The 15,621-nt window shown below is 61.7% G+C and carries 15 protein-coding genes; 13 read left to right on the top strand and 2 right to left on the bottom strand.

Going from position 1 to position 15,621, the window contains the following annotated elements; all coding sequences use genetic code 11:
- Positions 1-145: 145 nt before the first annotated feature.
- Genes PSR88_RS39525 through PSR88_RS39500 form a run of 6 tightly spaced genes read left to right on the top strand, consistent with a single transcriptional unit; the run spans position 146 to position 7,021 of the window.
- The gene (locus PSR88_RS39525) at positions 146-1,564 is read left to right on the top strand and encodes a hypothetical protein (RefSeq protein WP_016881382.1); all 1,419 of its coding nucleotides are present in this window, start codon (positions 146-148) and stop codon (positions 1,562-1,564) included.
- Positions 1,561-3,453, top strand: a complete 1,893-nt coding sequence (locus PSR88_RS39520; RefSeq protein ID WP_016881381.1) for a hypothetical protein — start codon at positions 1,561-1,563, stop codon at positions 3,451-3,453. The genes PSR88_RS39525 and PSR88_RS39520 overlap by 4 nt, the downstream gene beginning before the upstream one ends.
- Positions 3,450-5,543, top strand: a complete 2,094-nt coding sequence (locus PSR88_RS39515; RefSeq protein ID WP_016881380.1) for a hypothetical protein — start codon at positions 3,450-3,452, stop codon at positions 5,541-5,543. Before PSR88_RS39520 ends, PSR88_RS39515 begins: the two co-directional genes overlap by 4 nt.
- Positions 5,540-5,935, top strand: a complete 396-nt coding sequence (locus PSR88_RS39510; protein WP_016881379.1) for a hypothetical protein — start codon at positions 5,540-5,542, stop codon at positions 5,933-5,935. Before PSR88_RS39515 ends, PSR88_RS39510 begins: the two co-directional genes overlap by 4 nt.
- Positions 5,877-6,608, top strand: a complete 732-nt coding sequence (locus PSR88_RS39505; protein WP_342338988.1) for a hypothetical protein — start codon at positions 5,877-5,879, stop codon at positions 6,606-6,608. The genes PSR88_RS39510 and PSR88_RS39505 overlap by 59 nt, the downstream gene beginning before the upstream one ends.
- Complete coding sequence (locus PSR88_RS39500) at positions 6,605-7,021, top strand: hypothetical protein (protein WP_016881377.1); 417 nt, start codon at positions 6,605-6,607, stop codon at positions 7,019-7,021. The genes PSR88_RS39505 and PSR88_RS39500 overlap by 4 nt, the downstream gene beginning before the upstream one ends.
- A 258-nt stretch (positions 7,022-7,279) precedes the next feature.
- On the opposite strand, the gene PSR88_RS39495 is transcribed toward PSR88_RS39500, so the two are convergent.
- Together PSR88_RS39495 and PSR88_RS39490 are read right to left on the bottom strand one after the other, a co-directional pair.
- Positions 7,280-7,693, bottom strand: a complete 414-nt coding sequence (locus PSR88_RS39495; protein WP_157180105.1) for a hypothetical protein — start codon at positions 7,691-7,693, stop codon at positions 7,280-7,282.
- A 912-nt stretch (positions 7,694-8,605) separates the two neighbouring features.
- A complete protein-coding gene (locus tag PSR88_RS39490; protein WP_016881375.1) occupies positions 8,606-9,766 on the bottom strand; it encodes a CaiB/BaiF CoA transferase family protein in 1,161 nt (386 codons plus the stop codon).
- A gap of 264 nt (positions 9,767-10,030) precedes the next feature.
- Here PSR88_RS39490 and PSR88_RS39485 point away from each other — a divergent pair, with 264 nt between their 5' ends.
- The 7 genes from PSR88_RS39485 (at position 10,031) to PSR88_RS39455 (ending at position 15,554) form a co-directional block, all read left to right on the top strand.
- Positions 10,031-11,188, top strand: a complete 1,158-nt coding sequence (locus PSR88_RS39485) for an acyl-CoA dehydrogenase family protein (protein ID WP_016881374.1) — start codon at positions 10,031-10,033, stop codon at positions 11,186-11,188.
- A 5-nt stretch (positions 11,189-11,193) separates the two neighbouring features.
- On the top strand, positions 11,194-12,252 hold the full coding sequence (locus PSR88_RS39480) for an acyl-CoA dehydrogenase family protein (RefSeq protein ID WP_237723964.1): 1,059 nt from the start codon (positions 11,194-11,196) through the stop codon (positions 12,250-12,252).
- A 323-nt stretch (positions 12,253-12,575) separates the two neighbouring features.
- On the top strand, positions 12,576-13,283 hold the full coding sequence (locus PSR88_RS39475; protein WP_016881372.1) for an HAD family hydrolase: 708 nt from the start codon (positions 12,576-12,578) through the stop codon (positions 13,281-13,283).
- A 156-nt stretch (positions 13,284-13,439) separates the two neighbouring features.
- The gene (locus PSR88_RS39470) at positions 13,440-13,955 is read left to right on the top strand and encodes a hypothetical protein (protein ID WP_237723960.1); all 516 of its coding nucleotides are present in this window, start codon (positions 13,440-13,442) and stop codon (positions 13,953-13,955) included.
- A gap of 12 nt (positions 13,956-13,967) precedes the next feature.
- Positions 13,968-14,492, top strand: a complete 525-nt coding sequence (locus PSR88_RS39465; protein ID WP_237723958.1) for a pyridoxamine 5'-phosphate oxidase family protein — start codon at positions 13,968-13,970, stop codon at positions 14,490-14,492.
- Complete coding sequence (locus tag PSR88_RS39460; protein ID WP_237723957.1) at positions 14,467-15,012, top strand: cupin domain-containing protein; 546 nt, start codon at positions 14,467-14,469, stop codon at positions 15,010-15,012. The genes PSR88_RS39465 and PSR88_RS39460 overlap by 26 nt, the downstream gene beginning before the upstream one ends.
- Positions 15,009-15,554: a pyridoxamine 5'-phosphate oxidase family protein gene (locus tag PSR88_RS39455; protein ID WP_083853053.1), complete on the top strand. Its 546-nt coding sequence runs from the start codon at positions 15,009-15,011 to the stop codon at positions 15,552-15,554. The genes PSR88_RS39460 and PSR88_RS39455 overlap by 4 nt, the downstream gene beginning before the upstream one ends.
- Positions 15,555-15,621: the final 67 nt, after the last annotated feature.

Below are 15,621 nucleotides of genomic sequence, written 5' to 3'. Positions count from 1 at the left end.
GTGACCGGAGTGCTGTACGGTGCTACCGGTGTTATCCCGACGGGCCTGGTCGGTCCACTTCACTTCGAGGGATTTGCCGCACCCCTCGCCTCGTTCCTGGCACGCCGCGAACACGGATGAGGATTGGGAGCTATGGCTCGACGAGATGGGCATTCCGGACGGGACGCCATTCATTCTCGGGCCGGATTTCTCCTACGACACCGATCTGAACTCTCATTTCCATAGGGTGAACTTCTTGGCGGGACCGATCAATAGCCAGCGGAACAGGGCGACCGCATTGTGCGCGTTCCTCAACTTCCTGCATCGAACCCGGGGAGCCAATTGGCGAGATGCGACTGAAAGCGATCACGACGCCTTCCTCTATTGGCGTCGGCATGACCTCCGGGGGCCGCGGATTGGCGGCGACACGTGGAGTCAGGACGTATCCCACCTGTTTCAGTTCTATAAGTACGCCAGCCAGAAGTCTTGGGTCGCGGAGATTCCTATTCCGCAAAGGGAGAGTCGAGCAGGCCGTCACAGTTCTCCAGGAGCGCAGGGGCGGGGACACCGTGACGCGGGGGCAGAGAAGGTTCCGGCAAGCTACGCCCACGACGGCGGGAAGCACACCATCGAGTGGTTTCCTCCCGCCTCCTACCGGCAGTGGCGGGACGTCGGTGTGCTCGGCTACGACCGTGATGGGTTGCAGCGCACTAACTTCCGTGGCAGGTGGGCCTCTCGCAACGCTGCGTTCTGCGATCTCATGGTCCGCACCGGAATGAGGCTGGACGAGCAGGCGAGTCTCTTGGTTCTCGAGGTGCCGACCGGCCCCGGACCTGCTGGATACAGCCGCTTCTGGCTGCCGGAAGCCATCGCCAAAGGTGGGTCCGCCCGTTGGATCTACGTGTCGGCCTCGGTGCGGCGAGATCTGACGTCCTATGTGATCGAGGACCGCCGCGCTGTCGTCGAAGAGGCCCGCGCCACCGGCAAGTACCAGGGGATCCGCCGACCGTTCGTCATCACCGACCCCAGCACTCCCCACCAGGCGGTATGCACGAGCGGCATTCAACGCCGCACGAAGGTAGACGTCCGAGACCTGAACCCCGTCGAGCGCCGGCGCCTCGTGGTGGACACCGAGGATGGTCTCGAATCGGCGATGCTGTGGTTGGGCGAGAGTGGTATGCCCCTGAGCCTGTCTACCTGGAAGGACATGTTCCGAGATGCGAATATCCGTTGCTCCGAGCAGGGCGTTGACCTGGCCGGACACGCCCATCTCCTACGCCACACCTTTTCGGTGGTAACTCTCGAGCAGTTGCAGCGCGGGCACATCGCCGCACTCGCCGAGATGAATTCGGACCAGCGGCTGCACTATCAGCGGATCTTCGGTGATCCGCTGGACTGGGTTCGCCGTCGACTTGGACACCGATCGGTCACCACCACCATGATCTACCTGCACGCCCTACAGGAACTGGAGATGGAGACCCGGATGGCGTTGGTGCCCAGTCAGTGGGAGGACCCGCGTGACACCTCGACGGACCTGCTGGGCACCGAGGAGCCCCCGACCGACCTGGTCCAGGCGGAGGAGTGACACGTCGGGGCCGAGGCAGTACAGGGCATTACCGCCCCTCGGCGCTGCCCGAGGAGGGTTACGAAGCGCCGGCGCCGGTTCGGCACGCGGCATCGGGAGGACTCGTCGTCGACTTTCACGGCGAGGACGGTAGACGGGGCTCGTTCGACGTCGGGAAGCTGCCGATGCCCGGCTGGCACCCGTTTCTCGCCGAGGCGTTCGCACTGCGCACCGGCCCTGGTGGGGGCATCCGCACATTGGCTGGGGCACAAAGCAAATGGTTGTCAGTCGGCCGGTGGACCCAGTTCCTGGCCGGAATCGACCCGCTGCCCGCGGTGCCTGCGCAGCTCGCTCGCCATCACGTCAACGTCTTCCACACCCGCACCGATTCCGCGGCGGGCACACGCCACATGGACATGGCCGAACTTCAGCTGCTGTTCGGCCACGAGAAGGTCCGAGACCAGATCCCAGCCGACGCCCGGGACGCGCTGGCACGCCGTTTGGTCAAGCCGAACAGCGAAGCGGTCGGAGGCTACTCGACCGGCGAGATGCGCAGACTGACCGCTGCCGCGAGAGCGGACACAGCCCGCATCGCCCGCCGCATCCGCTCCAACGAGAACCTGATCCGCCAATGGCGGGAGGGCCCCGACGGTGTTCCGCCGCAGCAGCGCGGGCGGGCGCAGATCCTCACCGATCTCGCGGCCACCGGCGCTGTTCCGCCTGGGACAGGATTCAGGCAGTGGGCACAGCGCCGAGAACTCGCTTCTCAACTGTTCTTGACCTGGGGCGACCTTGCTCCGCTTCTGATCCTGATGGCGATCGTGACCGAACGGAACGGGGAGACGCTCAAGGAACTTCCCGCCGAGCATCGACTGCTGGAGGGCCGCGCTGTCGAGGTCGACCTGACCAAACGCCGCCGCGGCGCCAACCGCTGGTTCGACAAGGCGACCTGGGAGATCGGCCCGAAAACACGCGAACTACACACCCCGGGCGGCCTCTACCTGCTGCTGCTGGAACTCACCGCCCGAAGCCGCAACATCTGTGGATCGTCGGCCGCAATCTGTCTATGGCGCAACGGCCAGCGCACGAACATCACAGGGACCCACCACGAGCATTACGCGCCGTTCGCCACAGACCTGCGGGCAAGCGGGCAACTGAAGCTCACGCAGTGGGCGCAAACCCGACCTCAGCCGGTGCTGTCCGATCCCATCGCCGGTGCTGAGCGCGAGACAGCGGAAGGTCCGGAGACTGCACCATTGGCTGCGCCACTCCGGATCAGCTTCAAGACCACCGTCGACGCCCGACGCACCCGACAGCTCGGCGGGCACCTGCCCTCGGCGGCGAAAACCAACACCGCGCAAGTCCTCTACGCCAACTATCTCAAGCCCGACGCGGGAACCCGGGACTGGACCGAGGGCGTCATCGCCGGCGCCCTCGCCGATGCTGAAGAGGCGGCGCGGGCCGCACATGCCAGGGTCACCGCCCGCCGCGGCAGTCCGACCGTTCTTCCCGGCGCCGATGGGCCGGACCGGGCGGGCCTGGAACCAGGCGCCGCACGCGACCTCGCAGAAGGCCGACTCGACACGGCATGGAGCGCATGCGCGGACTTCGCACATCACCCCGAAACCGGCAAGACATGCGGCGACTCGTTCCTGCTCTGCTTCCACTGCGGCAACTGCCTGATCACCCGCGCTCACCTGCCCCGTCTGCTGTCCCTGCTCGACGCCCTGAACCGGCTGCGGCGTCATCTGAGCGAGGAACAGTGGTGGAAGCGCTACGGATCCACCTGGGTCGCTGTCCGCCGTGACATCCTCGGCAAGTTCGGCGAAGCCGAAGTCGCCCGCGCACGACAGCAACAGGTTCCCGACGCCCTGCTCGATCTCGTCGAAAATCCGTGGGAGACAACATGAGTACTGTTGCCAGCGGGCCGCTCGCCTCCGCCCCGTTGCCCACGGCCTTCGTTCTTGCCGGACGCTCCCTGCGGCCCGGTGTCCAGCTGGCGGACACCTCGCGCTTCAGCGACGACGTCTGGCGCCTGAAGCCGGCCATCGTCCAGGTTCAGGAACGAACCGTGGTGATCGACTTTCTCACGCTGCCGGAACGATTCCGGCCGGCGGCCCGGCGCCTGTTCTACAGCCTGCTCTGCCAGGACCTGGAGCCGCCGATCGGCGAGAAACACGGCGCGATTGCGTCTGTCCGGTCCGCGTTCGGGGAAATCAAACGCTTCCTGATCTGGCTCGATGCGAGATGGCCCGCACACTTGCACGAGCTGTCCGCCATCTCACCAACCGACCTGGATGCCTACAACCGTCACCTGCTGAAGATCTTCCCCCGCCGCAGGGGCGCCCGCGAAGCCGCGCGAGCTGCGGTCCGCCTTCTCTGGCGTTGGCGAGGCCACCTGGGACCCGACCGGCTCCAGTTCGATCCCCTACACCTCGACGGATGGGGTGAGGACCGACCACGCCGCGACCGGGAGAACACAACAGATCGGCTGCCCGAAGACGTTCTCGGCCCCCTCCTGGTCTGGGCACTGCGATTCATCGACGACTTCTCCGCGGATATTCTTGCAGCAGACCGTCTCTGGCGTTCCGAACGCACCGGCAACCCCCGCCCGGTGTCTCACCATGGTGTTGACCATCGTCTCCAGGAGCTGCTGGACCGTCACGTCGCAGAACGGCGGCCGCTGCCGGGCTATCAAGGTCAACCGAACGTGACCCGCCTTGCCGCACTGATCGGCTGCCACCGACGAGACATCTCCAGTCGGAGCGAGATAATCGACGCCGCGGCCGCCGCCGTCGGCATAGCGGACGCCGCATTCATCGACACCGATGCCATCACCGGTACTCTCGACGGCAAGCCCTGGGTTACCGCGATCAACACCTCACACGCCCTGCCCACGAGCCTGGCCGCGCTCGCCCGCCACCTGCAGATCGCCTGCTACATCACAACAGCTTTCCTCAGCGGTATGAGGGACGTCGAGATCAAACACATCAAACGCGGCTGCGTCGAGGTCAAACGCGACGAAGACGGGCGACCCTACCGCTGGAAAATTCACAGCCGAGCCTTCAAAGGCGAAAACGACGTCACCGGGGTGGACGCCACCTGGACCGTCTGCGATCCTGTCACCCGCGCCGTCCGCGTCCTCGAACAACTCCAAGAGCCTGGCCAGGACTACCTTCTGGGCGCACTTCCACACGTCCCCGGGCAAGCAAAGGGAGACCGGAAAGATCGAGCCATCGGCGTCGCTGCCACCAACAACAACCTCAACCTGTTCGTCGACTTCGTCAACAGCCTCTGCCAGCAACACGGCCGCACCGACACGATCGCCGCCGGGAGCGGCGCCCTGCGTCTGAAAACCCGGATTTTTCGGCGCACCCTTGCTTGGTTTATTGCGAGACACCCCGGCGGCGTCGTTGCTGGAGCACTCCACTACCGCCACCACAGCATCCAGATGTTCGAGGGCTACGCCGGCACCAGCGACTCCGGCTTCCGAGCCGAGGTCGACAGCGAGCAGGCCATCGCGCGAGGCGAGGTCTACATGGAGATGATCGACTCCCATCAACACGTGAACCTGGCAGGCCCGTCCTCGGCCGAGGCCGCACGCCGCCTGACCGAATTCGGCCACCACGCCCAGTTCGAGGGACAGGTCGTCCTCGACGCGCATCGACTCAAGAGGATCATGAAGCGACACGACCCCGCGATCTATCCCGGCATCTACATCACCTGCGTGAACGATCCGGCCAAAGCGCTCTGCGAAAAGGCCCGCAGAGGCAACAGCGAAGACCTCCCAGCCCACGGAGGATGCCAGCCCCTGGCCTGCCAGAACGTCGCACTGACAGCAGAGAACATCCGCGTCTGGCGCACCGAGATCACCCGGATCGATGAGCATCTCGGCCAAGTTCCCCTACTTGCCCCGCGCCTCCAGACCCTCCTTACCCGGCGACGGCAGAAGATCGTCGATTTCCTCAAAGCCAACGGACAGGAACACTCGCCAGAATGACGCGCAACGGCCCCGACGTCTCCGACGCTCTGGTCAGGAAACGATTCCAGGAATTGACCATTGCCTGCAAGGAACGCGGCAAGACCCCCAGCGTCCTGGAATTAGCCCGCCTACTCGGCCTCCCGAACTCGACGTTCCGCCGTCGTTACCCCGACATTGCGCAAGAAATTGCCGACCGCCGAACGACTCCGATAGTCAAGGCCGCCAGGCAAACCGAAGAAGTCAGGCTCGCGGCGCGGAATGCGAAGCTGAAGAGAGAGAACCATCAGCTGAAACAACAGCTCCAATTGGCCGTGGCACAGATCCAACGGTTGAGCCTTCACAATGCCCAACTTGAAGAAACTCAAACTGCAGCGAACGTTACTCACATCGGACGAAGGAGGCACCGCTGAGCTGAGCCGCGCCACCCCCCGGTTCGGTCAACGGTCAGCATTGAAGGGTGTCTACAACCTTGCCTGGCATATCGCACGACGCCCGAACGGCCTTGTCGCGCTGGCTATTCAGTATGGGCATCTTCGCACGGCCGTATCGGGAAATTATGCGGCTCGTAGTCGGGGCGGGATCCAGGACCTGATCGACATCGAGACCGCCCGTGTGGTCGCCGACACCGTCGCCAACCTCCACGACAGCCTGGGGTCCGGTGAGGGCGTGTCTGGTCCGGCCGCCCGGCGCGCAATCAATGCCGCCGCGACCGCACCTCGCTTCGTCGGCACAGTCATCACCGCCACCACCGCCCGGCGGCTGATCGCGAACGAGGACGCCATGATCTACGACAACCCGCACGCACTGCTGCTCTGCCACTACAAGCGGGCCACCGCCCTCTGCCACCGCGACGGGGTCAAGGACACACCCAGCCTGGACCACTGCGTCCCCGGCTGCGGCAACATTATCCGAACCGATCAGCACGCTATCCAGCTCCGCGAGCGCGCTACTGTCATGGACACCCGAGCCGCCCGGGTTCCCGGTCCGCTGGGTGACCGGCTGCGCACCAACGCCGACAAGCTTCGAGATTATGCCGACACTCATGACCGCACCCGCATCACCTTGACCGAGGACGCAGGATGAACACCGACGAGCGCGACCAGATCCGCGTCGCCATGGACCGCATCCTGTCCGGCACCGCCGAGCGATCCAACGGTGCGCTCACGATCGTCGCCCTCGCCCTGGAGGCAGATGTCCCTAGAAACGCTCTGCCACAACGCCATACAGACTTAAAGAACGAGTTCTACGCGCGGGTGACCGAGCGCGGGGCGCCATCGGAAGTCGAGACCCGACTCCGGGCCACCATTGCCGCACTGAAGAAGACGATCGCGAACAAGAACGCCGAACTCGTCCAACTTCGGGCCGACGTCCCCGCGCTTGTCCGGGCGGTGAATCAACTCACGCTGGAGAACCAGGTGCTGCGGGAGGCGCTGGCGAACCCCAGCGCTGCGGTCATCCCGATTCGGCGACGGCAGCCACACCACACAGAAGAATGATCGCGCCGGCACGCGGCCGAAGCACACCTCCGACAACTCTGCCCCGTGCCCACATACCAATCTTCGGGGAGCTTCATCTGCCCGAGAAACAACACCACGCTGGCTGCCGCGTGTTGGTCAGGTGGATGGCTTCAGGATCTCAACACGCAGACTTGACAGGGAAGAGCATCGCCTCGAACACCGCGGATTCCGGACCCGAATGCGCGACATTGGAAGCGAGCACAAGGTGTGCGGCACCGTGAAGAGCCCCCTCGTGCGTCATGATGCATACAATGCAACATCGATGAAGCGTCGGCAACCAGCTTGAGCGGTGTCGTCGTCGCCGGACGCACAAGCCTGCGGCCGCTCTTTGGGCGCGAGATCTTGCGCACCGTCGACGCCGAATCCCCACTTGAAGACACGTTTCCAGGTGCAGCAGTTCTGTCGGTGGCCGCCGGTGGAGTCCGCGATTGCGAAAATCGAGCATACCGCCGGGATACGCGTCGCCACACCGGAGGTAACTCGCACTGTTGAGTGGGGGTTGGCGCCGGAGCTGACCGGCGACGCTGCCGCCCGGATCGCCGGCGTGGCGTCCTCGTCGCGGGCGCCGGACACCCGCCGCAGCGACACGTCGGCGTGGCGCCGATTCAACTGAGGTGCACTGCGTACGGCCACGTCGCGTTGCTGGCGCACCCCGGAGACCGTGGCCCCGTACCTCGTCGACCGACGCAGACACGAACGGCACTGTGGGGAGCAGGCCTACTCCCCCGTCCACTCTGGGCCCGTTGGGCGGCCGCCATCGGACGCCAAGGGCGAGTTGCTCAACCATGGTGGTATGAGTGTGTGACGGCATCCAGGGAAGCGGCCGGGCACTGCCTGTGACGGCTGCCAATAGCTGCCTCCTCGGCCCTATTCATGCCGCTACGGTTCCGGAGGGCGGAAGCCGGACTCCCAGTCTCTCTCTGGTAGGCGATCCGCAGCAATGAGGCCACCATCGCACCTCCCAACGACCCAGAGCCATAGCTGAGCTCACCCATAAGGCTTTGGATGAGCTTCTGTCAGGGCACTATTTCCCTGGATTCGGCGCATACATCCCGGACAAACCAACAGCGTCACGTTCTACCTCGGCAGGTTCGCGAAGTACCGCCAGAAGCTGGCGGATCTGTCGAGCAACAGCTTTGACGGCTTAGAGCCGCGTAACGGCACTCGTGCCACGGTCCTGGGCTTTACAAACCAGAACGACAGCTTCGGTCGGAGCCAGTCCACGACGGAACCGTGCGCCGGGCAGGCTGCAGTCGTTCAGCGCCCCGGGCGGCAAAGATGCGTCGTCGATGTGTTTCATTTTGGGACAGGACGCATCAGGGATGTATGTCACGCTGCGACTAGGAAGACTTTCGTCCGCGTGGAGGGGATCAAAAGTGGGTGTATCTGAAAAAGGCGGGAGTCCCGTCCGCGAGTCGGTGGTTCGGTGCACCACACCACCGCTTCGCGGGCACCCTCTGCGGCCAACCCGGGTGAAAGGTCCTGCCTGCGCGAGTCAGGCGCGAGATGGAAGTTGCGGGATCGCGCACCCGGTGGAGGACACGGCCTTGAGTCAGGAGCAGATTATCTGATGCTCCAGTCATATTTGCCCGGGTCGTTGGAGCGCAGAGAATCACCTAGCTCAGGAGGAGCACTCCGATAGCTGGGCGGAGTCGCCGAGAGGTTTATGGGGTTGCGAGCGAGCCGGACAGCCGTTCCGTCCGGCCGCGGCACCTCCACGATCGGTGCCAGTCCCAACGAATCGGCGAGAGAATATGCATCCGCGATACTGTTGATGACTCCTGCAGGCACCCCAACCGCCGAGCAACGTTCTACCCAGTCGTGTGCAGGCAGCTTTCGAAACTCAGCAGCTAAGTAATTGTGTAGTTCATCCCGATTGTCGTTGCGATGGGAATTCGTCGCGAACCGGGTGTCTTCGGCGAGCGCCTCGAGCCCGACCACAGTGCACAGTCCGCGGAACTGCCGGTCATTACCAACCGCAATAACCAGGTGCTCGTCCGCGGCCGCAAAAGGCTCGTATGGCGCGACGCTGGGGTGCCAGTTGCCGAGGCGACGGGGAACTACCCCCGCGCTGGTGTAGGCGGTCGCTTGATTGACCAGTCCACTCAACAGTGAAGTAAGGAGATTCACCTCAACATGCTGGCCTTCGCCAGTGGCATCTCGGTGCCGTAGCGCCGCAAGTATACCCACGGTCGCGAACAAACCAGCAAGTACATCTACTATCGCCACACCCGCCTTCTGTGGTTCGGCGTCGGGAGGGCCTGTGATACTCATCAATCCACCGAGTGCTTGGATAAGTAAGTCGTGGCCGGGGGTCTCTAGGGGATACCCAGCGCCGGAGATCGAACAGTAGACCAAGCCCGGGTTAGCCTGCAGTGATTGATATCCCAGATCAGCTCCATCGAGCACTGCAGGCTCTAAGTCACTCACGATAACGTCGGCAGAGAGAGCCAACTGGCGAGCAATTTCTTGATCGTGAGCGTCGTTGAGATCGAGCACCAGGCTTGCTTTATTGCGGTTGACGGACTGGAAGTAGGTTGACATTCCTCGGACATCGACTGGGGGGCACCGGCCGCGCGTGTCGTCGCCCGTCTCAGGCTGCTCGATTTTGATGACTTCAGCCCCGAGGTCGGCCACCATCATCGTCGCAAAAGGCCCAGCAAGGTGACGCGACAAATCAAGGACTCGGAGCGGGGTCAGCGCGCCAACAGAAGAATCGACCATCGTCAACTTCCAATCATTCGTGAAGTACAGATCATGTCTGTAACCGTTTCTGCATTGATCGCTGAGCGGAAACTGCCAGGCGAAACGGCTGCCAAGCGGATTCACTGTGGTACCCGCCACTGATACCTGATACGATTCTACATGCTTTCACGTGCGGTCTCCTGGCTCCGAGGGATCTTGCAGCGCTGATCGCCTTGTCGCTACTGGCAAGCACATAGTCGCATCGGGACAGAGCACTGTCGACCAGTTAGGAGAACGTCGCAGATGACCTTGACGATTGTCCCCACGGCTGTTCCGCTGCCGCAGACGGCAGAACCACTACGGGAGGAAATCCGGAATTTTCTGGCCGCCGAAGGAACCGCGGGCAACTTTGTCCCGAGAGTGGACAACTGGCTGCAGGGCTGGGATCCGGATTTCACCCGCAAGTTAGCCGCACGGGGCTGGGTTGGTATGACCATTCCGACGGAGTATGGCGGAGGTGGCCAGTCACCGTTACACCGATACGTGGTGATAGAGGAGTTACTCGCCCGCGGTGCACCTATCGCCGCGCACTGGATCGCTGATCGGCAGATTGCGCCTTCATTGCTGCGCTACGGTTCCGACTACCAAAAACAACGCTACCTTCCAGGCATTGCCCGCGGTGAAATTTACTTTGCCATCGGAATGAGCGAGCCCGACGCTGGGTCAGATCTTGCTTCGGTCCGCACGCGGGCGACACAGGTGGACGGTGGATGGCGAATCTCGGGTACTAAGGTCTGGACCTCGGGGGCGCACAATGCGCATGCCTTCTTTGTGCTTGCCCGCACCGAACCACTCGATACCGCCAATCGTCATGCAGGACTGTCCCAGTTCATCGTCGAACTCCGCCAGCCGCAGATTGAGGTCCGGCCGATCCGCTTGCTCAGTGGAGAGGAACACTTCAATGAAGTCATCATTGATGATCTCTTCGTGCCAGATGCGCTGGTACTCGGCGAGATTGGCAGTGGCTGGAAGCAGGTCACTTCAGAGCTAAGTTACGAGCGCAGTGGACCGGAACGGATTCTGTCAACGTTCCCACTTCTCGCGGCGGCTATTGGGGAACTCCGTCGGACTGACGCTGCCACATCGGAACGAGCACGTTGGGGTTCGTTGGTTGGTCGACTTTGGACGCTGCGTCAACTGTCGATTTCCATAGCTGGGGCGTTGTCTCGCGGTGAGCAAGCTGATACGTCGGCAGCGGTAGTGAAGGAACTCGGGACGAGACTCGAGGGTGACATCGTCGAAGCCGTAGCGGAGTCGTTCTCTACTGAACCCGACCCGGACGGCGAAGGTATTCCGCGAATGCTAGCCGAAGCGATCCTTCAGATGCCTGGATTCACGCTACGGGGTGGTACCAACGAAATCTTGCAGGGCGTCATCGCCCGAGCGATCGGATTAAGGTGAACTTGATGAACGACGAACTAAACGATCTGCGCGATCTTGCAGACGATGTGTTCGGCAAGCAGTCGGTGCCTGATCTTGAACTCACCAGATTTGATCTTGATGCGCCATTGTGGAACACACTGGCGGAACTCGGTCTCACCTCGCTAAGCATCCCGGAGTCACAGGGTGGCGGCGGTGCCACCTTGGTTGAATCGGGGGTTGTGCTTGCCGCCAGCGGCAAGTTCGGCGCCTCTGTCCCTATAGCCGAGAACGAGTGGTTAGCGGGTTGGCTCTGGTCGATGTCGGGCGGATCGGTGGATGATGCCGCATTGTCGATTGCAACCGGAGACCTGTCGGCAGTGGCCGCCGGTGATGAGTACAGGATCGTCGGTACGGCCGCCCGGGTCCCTTATGCCGGTGATGTTTCGGCCCTCATCGTTCTCGTCGGCTCAGCCGAGGGCGATCTGGTGGGCTACGTGCCGCGTCCCGACTACGTCGCGGAACCGGGTTGGAATCTCGCCGGCGAGCGACGTGACACGGTAACTTTCGACGTTCGCCTTTCGAAGGAATGCCTGCGACCCGCGCCCGGGGGCGTCCGTCAGGAGTTGTGGCTGCGTGGTGCACTCGCGCGATCTGCCCAGAGCATCGGAGCCGCCGAACGGGCCGTCGAACTGACGATCGATTACACATCCCAGCGGAAGCAGTTCGGGCGAACGTTGTCCAAATTCCAGATCGTTCAACAGGCTGTCGCCGCACAAGCCAGCGGGCTGGCCGCCGCGCGGGTAGCAGTCGATGTCGCTATGCGAACCGCCGCGGATCACGGATTTGCGACTCCTGCAACTACTCTCGCTGTAGCGGTCGCGAAATCTCGCACCGCAGCGATCGGTAGCACCGTCGCCAGATCAGCGCATCAACTACACGGCGCGATCGGATTCACCATGGAGCATCAGTTGAGGTTGTCAACGACACGGCTCTGGTCATGGCGGGCGGAATACGGTAGTCAAGCTCACTGGGACTCCGCAGTCGCCGATATAGCCGTTGACGCGGGGGCAGAGAACCTGTGGGCTGCGCTGACGGCTCCGTAACAGCGGCCCACACCCCGGCGCGCGCGCCGGAGGGGCTCGCTAATTATAGAAACCATTCTTTAGCGAGTCTGCCCTAGCATGACGCCCGGGACCCCTGGCCCGGCCAGCGAACAGTGCTGTACTGCAAGGTTTAACGCATCTTTCCTTAAGTATCGTCCCGGGGCCGGCCGAGCAACATTCGTAGAATAGAAACGTTACTACTATTGCCGTCTTGTACCTCTCCAGTTATCGTTATCCCACAGCGCGGGTGAGGAGCGTCACGTCTCCTCAAACCCGCAACGCTTTACATGACGGACTTCGATAGTCCCCGAGATTGAGGTGAGATGGGCGTGCAGACGCATCCGAGGCAAGAGGTTCCGGCAGTCGACGGTGGGAGCCGGCTCCATGTGTTCGACATGGATGGGACGCTGCTGATGGGGGCTGCCACGGTGGAGCTTTCCCGATACTTGGGGTGCTTTGATGCGGCCTTTGCCCTTGAGGAGGCCTGGCTGCGTGGGGAAATCAGCGAGGTCTCTTTCTGGCATAAGGCTCTTGAGCTATGGGCAGGAGCGAGCGAAGACGAGATTGACGGGGCCTTCGAAGCCGCCGTGTGGCTCAAGGGCATCCCTGAGGTCTTCGCCGACATTGCCGAACGTGATGAACGGTGCATTGTGATTTCGCAGTCGCCCTACTTCTTCGTTCGACGTTTGGAACGGTGGGGGGCACATGCAACGTTTGGGTCGCGAATAGAACTGGGAGGGGAAGTCACTGAGCACTCCACGTTGACCGTCGAAGACAAAGTTCTCATCACCAAGCGAATCCTCGACGACTGGGGACTGGCTGTCACTGAGTGCGTTGCGTACGGTGATTCGACTTCTGATATCTCCCTCTTTGAATGGCTCCCGAACACGGTTGGCGTCAACGCCAAGGATCCCATTCGCAGCCTCGCAGCCGAACTCTACGACGGCGACGACCTTCGACACGCCTACACCATCGGACGTCGTCTCATCGCCGGACCCACAAACACTCTCACCGGAAGTAGCAGCGGATAGCGCACCCACCACCCCTTCCCTGTACGTAGGTGGAAGCCTCATTGATTGTCAGAGTTCTGCCGCTGGGCATCGTCCAGCGTTCCGATACGACTGTGTGCCACAAGCGGACTCCACACCGATTCGCGAATCAAGGTAGCAACCCAGAGAGGAACACTCATGCCCAACCCGCGCACGTCCACCACGAAATCAGTGGGCGCCGAAATTCGAGCCTCATTTCCGTCCCGCCCTCAACGATTTCCAAAAGTAATCAATTTCAAGGACATTGAGAGCATGCCACGTCTGCCCTTTTCCAAGGGCTGCGCGAGTGGAGTTTTCATCTCCCGCGAACGTGAGGACTCTCGTTACTACACACAAGGATACTGCTTCCACGATTCAGACATGGAAGACTTTGTTTGGGATGAGACCGCATGGGATGAGGCCTTCTACTGTGTGAAGGGCCAGCTGCGATTGCACGCTGTCGACGCCGACGGGGCCGAGGCCGATTACGTCGTCGACGAAGGTGACCACTTCTGGGCCCCAGCGGGCTTCAAATACACCTTCAGAGCCTCGGGCGTGGACTCAATCAACTTCTGGACGATGGCACCGGTCCAACAATCCGGATGGAAATACACAGGCGACGATCCGTCCTACAGCGACGCACTGATCGCGATGCGCGACAACCCTGAACTCTGAGGAGACTAGGTCATGGCAGTTTCACTGAACGAATTTGTTCCCCTCGATGGCATCGGACGACGGGCATACCTACAACGTGCCCGAAAGGTTCGGTTGGCTTCCTCCGATGATTCCGGAGCAATTCACGTAAGCGCCGAGTGGTTCGTGGCCGACGAGGAAACCCTTTACATTCCCCTCGATGGTGCGATTGGCGACCCAGGAGCCACTACGACACCGGCGAATATTCACATCAACAACATCAGTAGGAACAACGTAGTTTCCGGCGTCATCGACGAAGGCGACGAGATCACCGAGTTCAGGTCAGTCCACTTCCGCGGAATTGCTCATCTCACAGAGGGCGACTTTGTCGAAACACTGCTCGACATTTCCGCCGAGAAGTACTTCTATCATGCTCACCCCCACCTTGAGTTCTATTTCAGCGACGGCGCTGTGAAGAACCGACGTTGGTATCGAATCGACGTCGACGAGATGAGCGGCTGGGATGCACGACTGCTCGCACAACCGCCTATCAATGAACGAAGACTACTTCCCAAGTAAGTCGATTCCACCTCACAACCCATTTTTAGGTGTATGGAAAGGCATATCGATGTCAGACGTTGATCCACAGGCTCAGAACGCTCGTCGTTATCCTCGAGCAATAGCTGAAGAAGAAATTGAGTCCCTCCCGCAGATGAACTGGAACAACGGAATTGGGACCAAGATCTTTCTCACGCAAGAACGAGATGATGCAAGGTACTTCCGGCACGGAATGATGTACGTAGAGCCCCAGCACGGGGAAGTACATTGGTTTCAAGCGAACTTTGACGAAACCCAGTATTGCATCTCAGGCATGATGCGGGTTCGTGCGCAGGACCGCGGAGGCCGCGAAGTCGTGTTGGAAATTGGCCCCGGCGAAGTCCTATACCTGCCGGCAGGATTCAACTACACCATGGAGCCGACAGGCCAGGAGAGTCGTCTCTTGTTCACCAGTGGACCATCACCAAGGCCTGGAATCGTCGAGCAAAAAGCTTACAGCAAACAGTTGCGCAGTCTGCGGGGACAGGGGATGGAAAAATGAGTGAAGACGTGCCAGCCGTTACCGCCAGTGTGGCGGCGCCACTGCGAGGACAGAAGAGGTGGGCCTATCTAGCCCGTCAGCCAATGATCCGACTGGCTACCTCTAACGAAGACGGGACGATCTACTTGTCGTCGTTGTGGTACGTAGTCGATGACGAGAAGATCTACCTTCCCATTGACGCCGCCGGGCGTCACGCAGCGAATGTGAGGGCCGGCCGCGCACTGTCCGCACTGGTAGACAGCGGTGACGAGTACGCCACCGTCGCGGGCGTACGGATCCTCGGCTCTGCCGTTCCGATAGAGAACGATCCCGAGCGTGTGGCTCACCTCGAACAGCTGGTTTACGACAAGTACTTCTACACAGGGCATCCCTTTGCAGAGCCGTACTTTCTGTTCGGCAAAGTCGCTGGAAGAACCTATTTTGAGCTGCGGCCGGAGAAGATGATCGGCTGGGACACACGGGAGACGACCACCCCGCAGGTCACAGAAGTACACGAACTTCCGGATTTTCTCAAAGATCGCAGGATCTCAACAACGGATTGATTTTCCGTGACCCCTGAGGACGTTTGGTCCACCTCGTTGGGCGCTTCCACAGTGCACTAGGTGCATC

It is taken from the genome of Rhodococcus sp. DK176, from assembly GCF_038447315.2.
Lineage (GTDB): Bacteria > Actinomycetota > Actinomycetes > Mycobacteriales > Mycobacteriaceae > Rhodococcus_F > Rhodococcus_F jostii_A.
Note: the sequence above shows the minus strand (reverse complement) of the source record. Positions and strands in the feature narration are given on the sequence as shown.

Excerpts from the sequence above, each read along its gene's own strand:
- PSR88_RS39525 (WP_016881382.1), top strand. The coding sequence starts at position 146 with ATGGGCATTCCGGACGGGACGCCATTCATTCTCGGGCCGGATTTCTCC.
- PSR88_RS39515 (WP_016881380.1), top strand. The coding sequence starts at position 3,450 with ATGAGTACTGTTGCCAGCGGGCCGCTCGCCTCCGCCCCGTTGCCCACG.
- PSR88_RS39510 (WP_016881379.1), top strand. The coding sequence starts at position 5,540 with ATGACGCGCAACGGCCCCGACGTCTCCGACGCTCTGGTCAGGAAACGA.
- PSR88_RS39500 (WP_016881377.1), top strand. The coding sequence starts at position 6,605 with ATGAACACCGACGAGCGCGACCAGATCCGCGTCGCCATGGACCGCATC.
- PSR88_RS39490 (WP_016881375.1), bottom strand. The coding sequence starts at position 9,766 with ATGGTCGATTCTTCTGTTGGCGCGCTGACCCCGCTCCGAGTCCTTGAT.
- PSR88_RS39485 (WP_016881374.1), top strand. The coding sequence starts at position 10,031 with ATGACCTTGACGATTGTCCCCACGGCTGTTCCGCTGCCGCAGACGGCA.
- PSR88_RS39480 (WP_237723964.1), top strand. The coding sequence starts at position 11,194 with ATGAACGACGAACTAAACGATCTGCGCGATCTTGCAGACGATGTGTTC.
- PSR88_RS39475 (WP_016881372.1), top strand. The coding sequence starts at position 12,576 with ATGGGCGTGCAGACGCATCCGAGGCAAGAGGTTCCGGCAGTCGACGGT.
- PSR88_RS39470 (WP_237723960.1), top strand. The coding sequence starts at position 13,440 with ATGCCCAACCCGCGCACGTCCACCACGAAATCAGTGGGCGCCGAAATT.
- PSR88_RS39465 (WP_237723958.1), top strand. The coding sequence starts at position 13,968 with ATGGCAGTTTCACTGAACGAATTTGTTCCCCTCGATGGCATCGGACGA.
- PSR88_RS39460 (WP_237723957.1), top strand. The coding sequence starts at position 14,467 with ATGAACGAAGACTACTTCCCAAGTAAGTCGATTCCACCTCACAACCCA.
- PSR88_RS39455 (WP_083853053.1), top strand. The coding sequence starts at position 15,009 with ATGAGTGAAGACGTGCCAGCCGTTACCGCCAGTGTGGCGGCGCCACTG.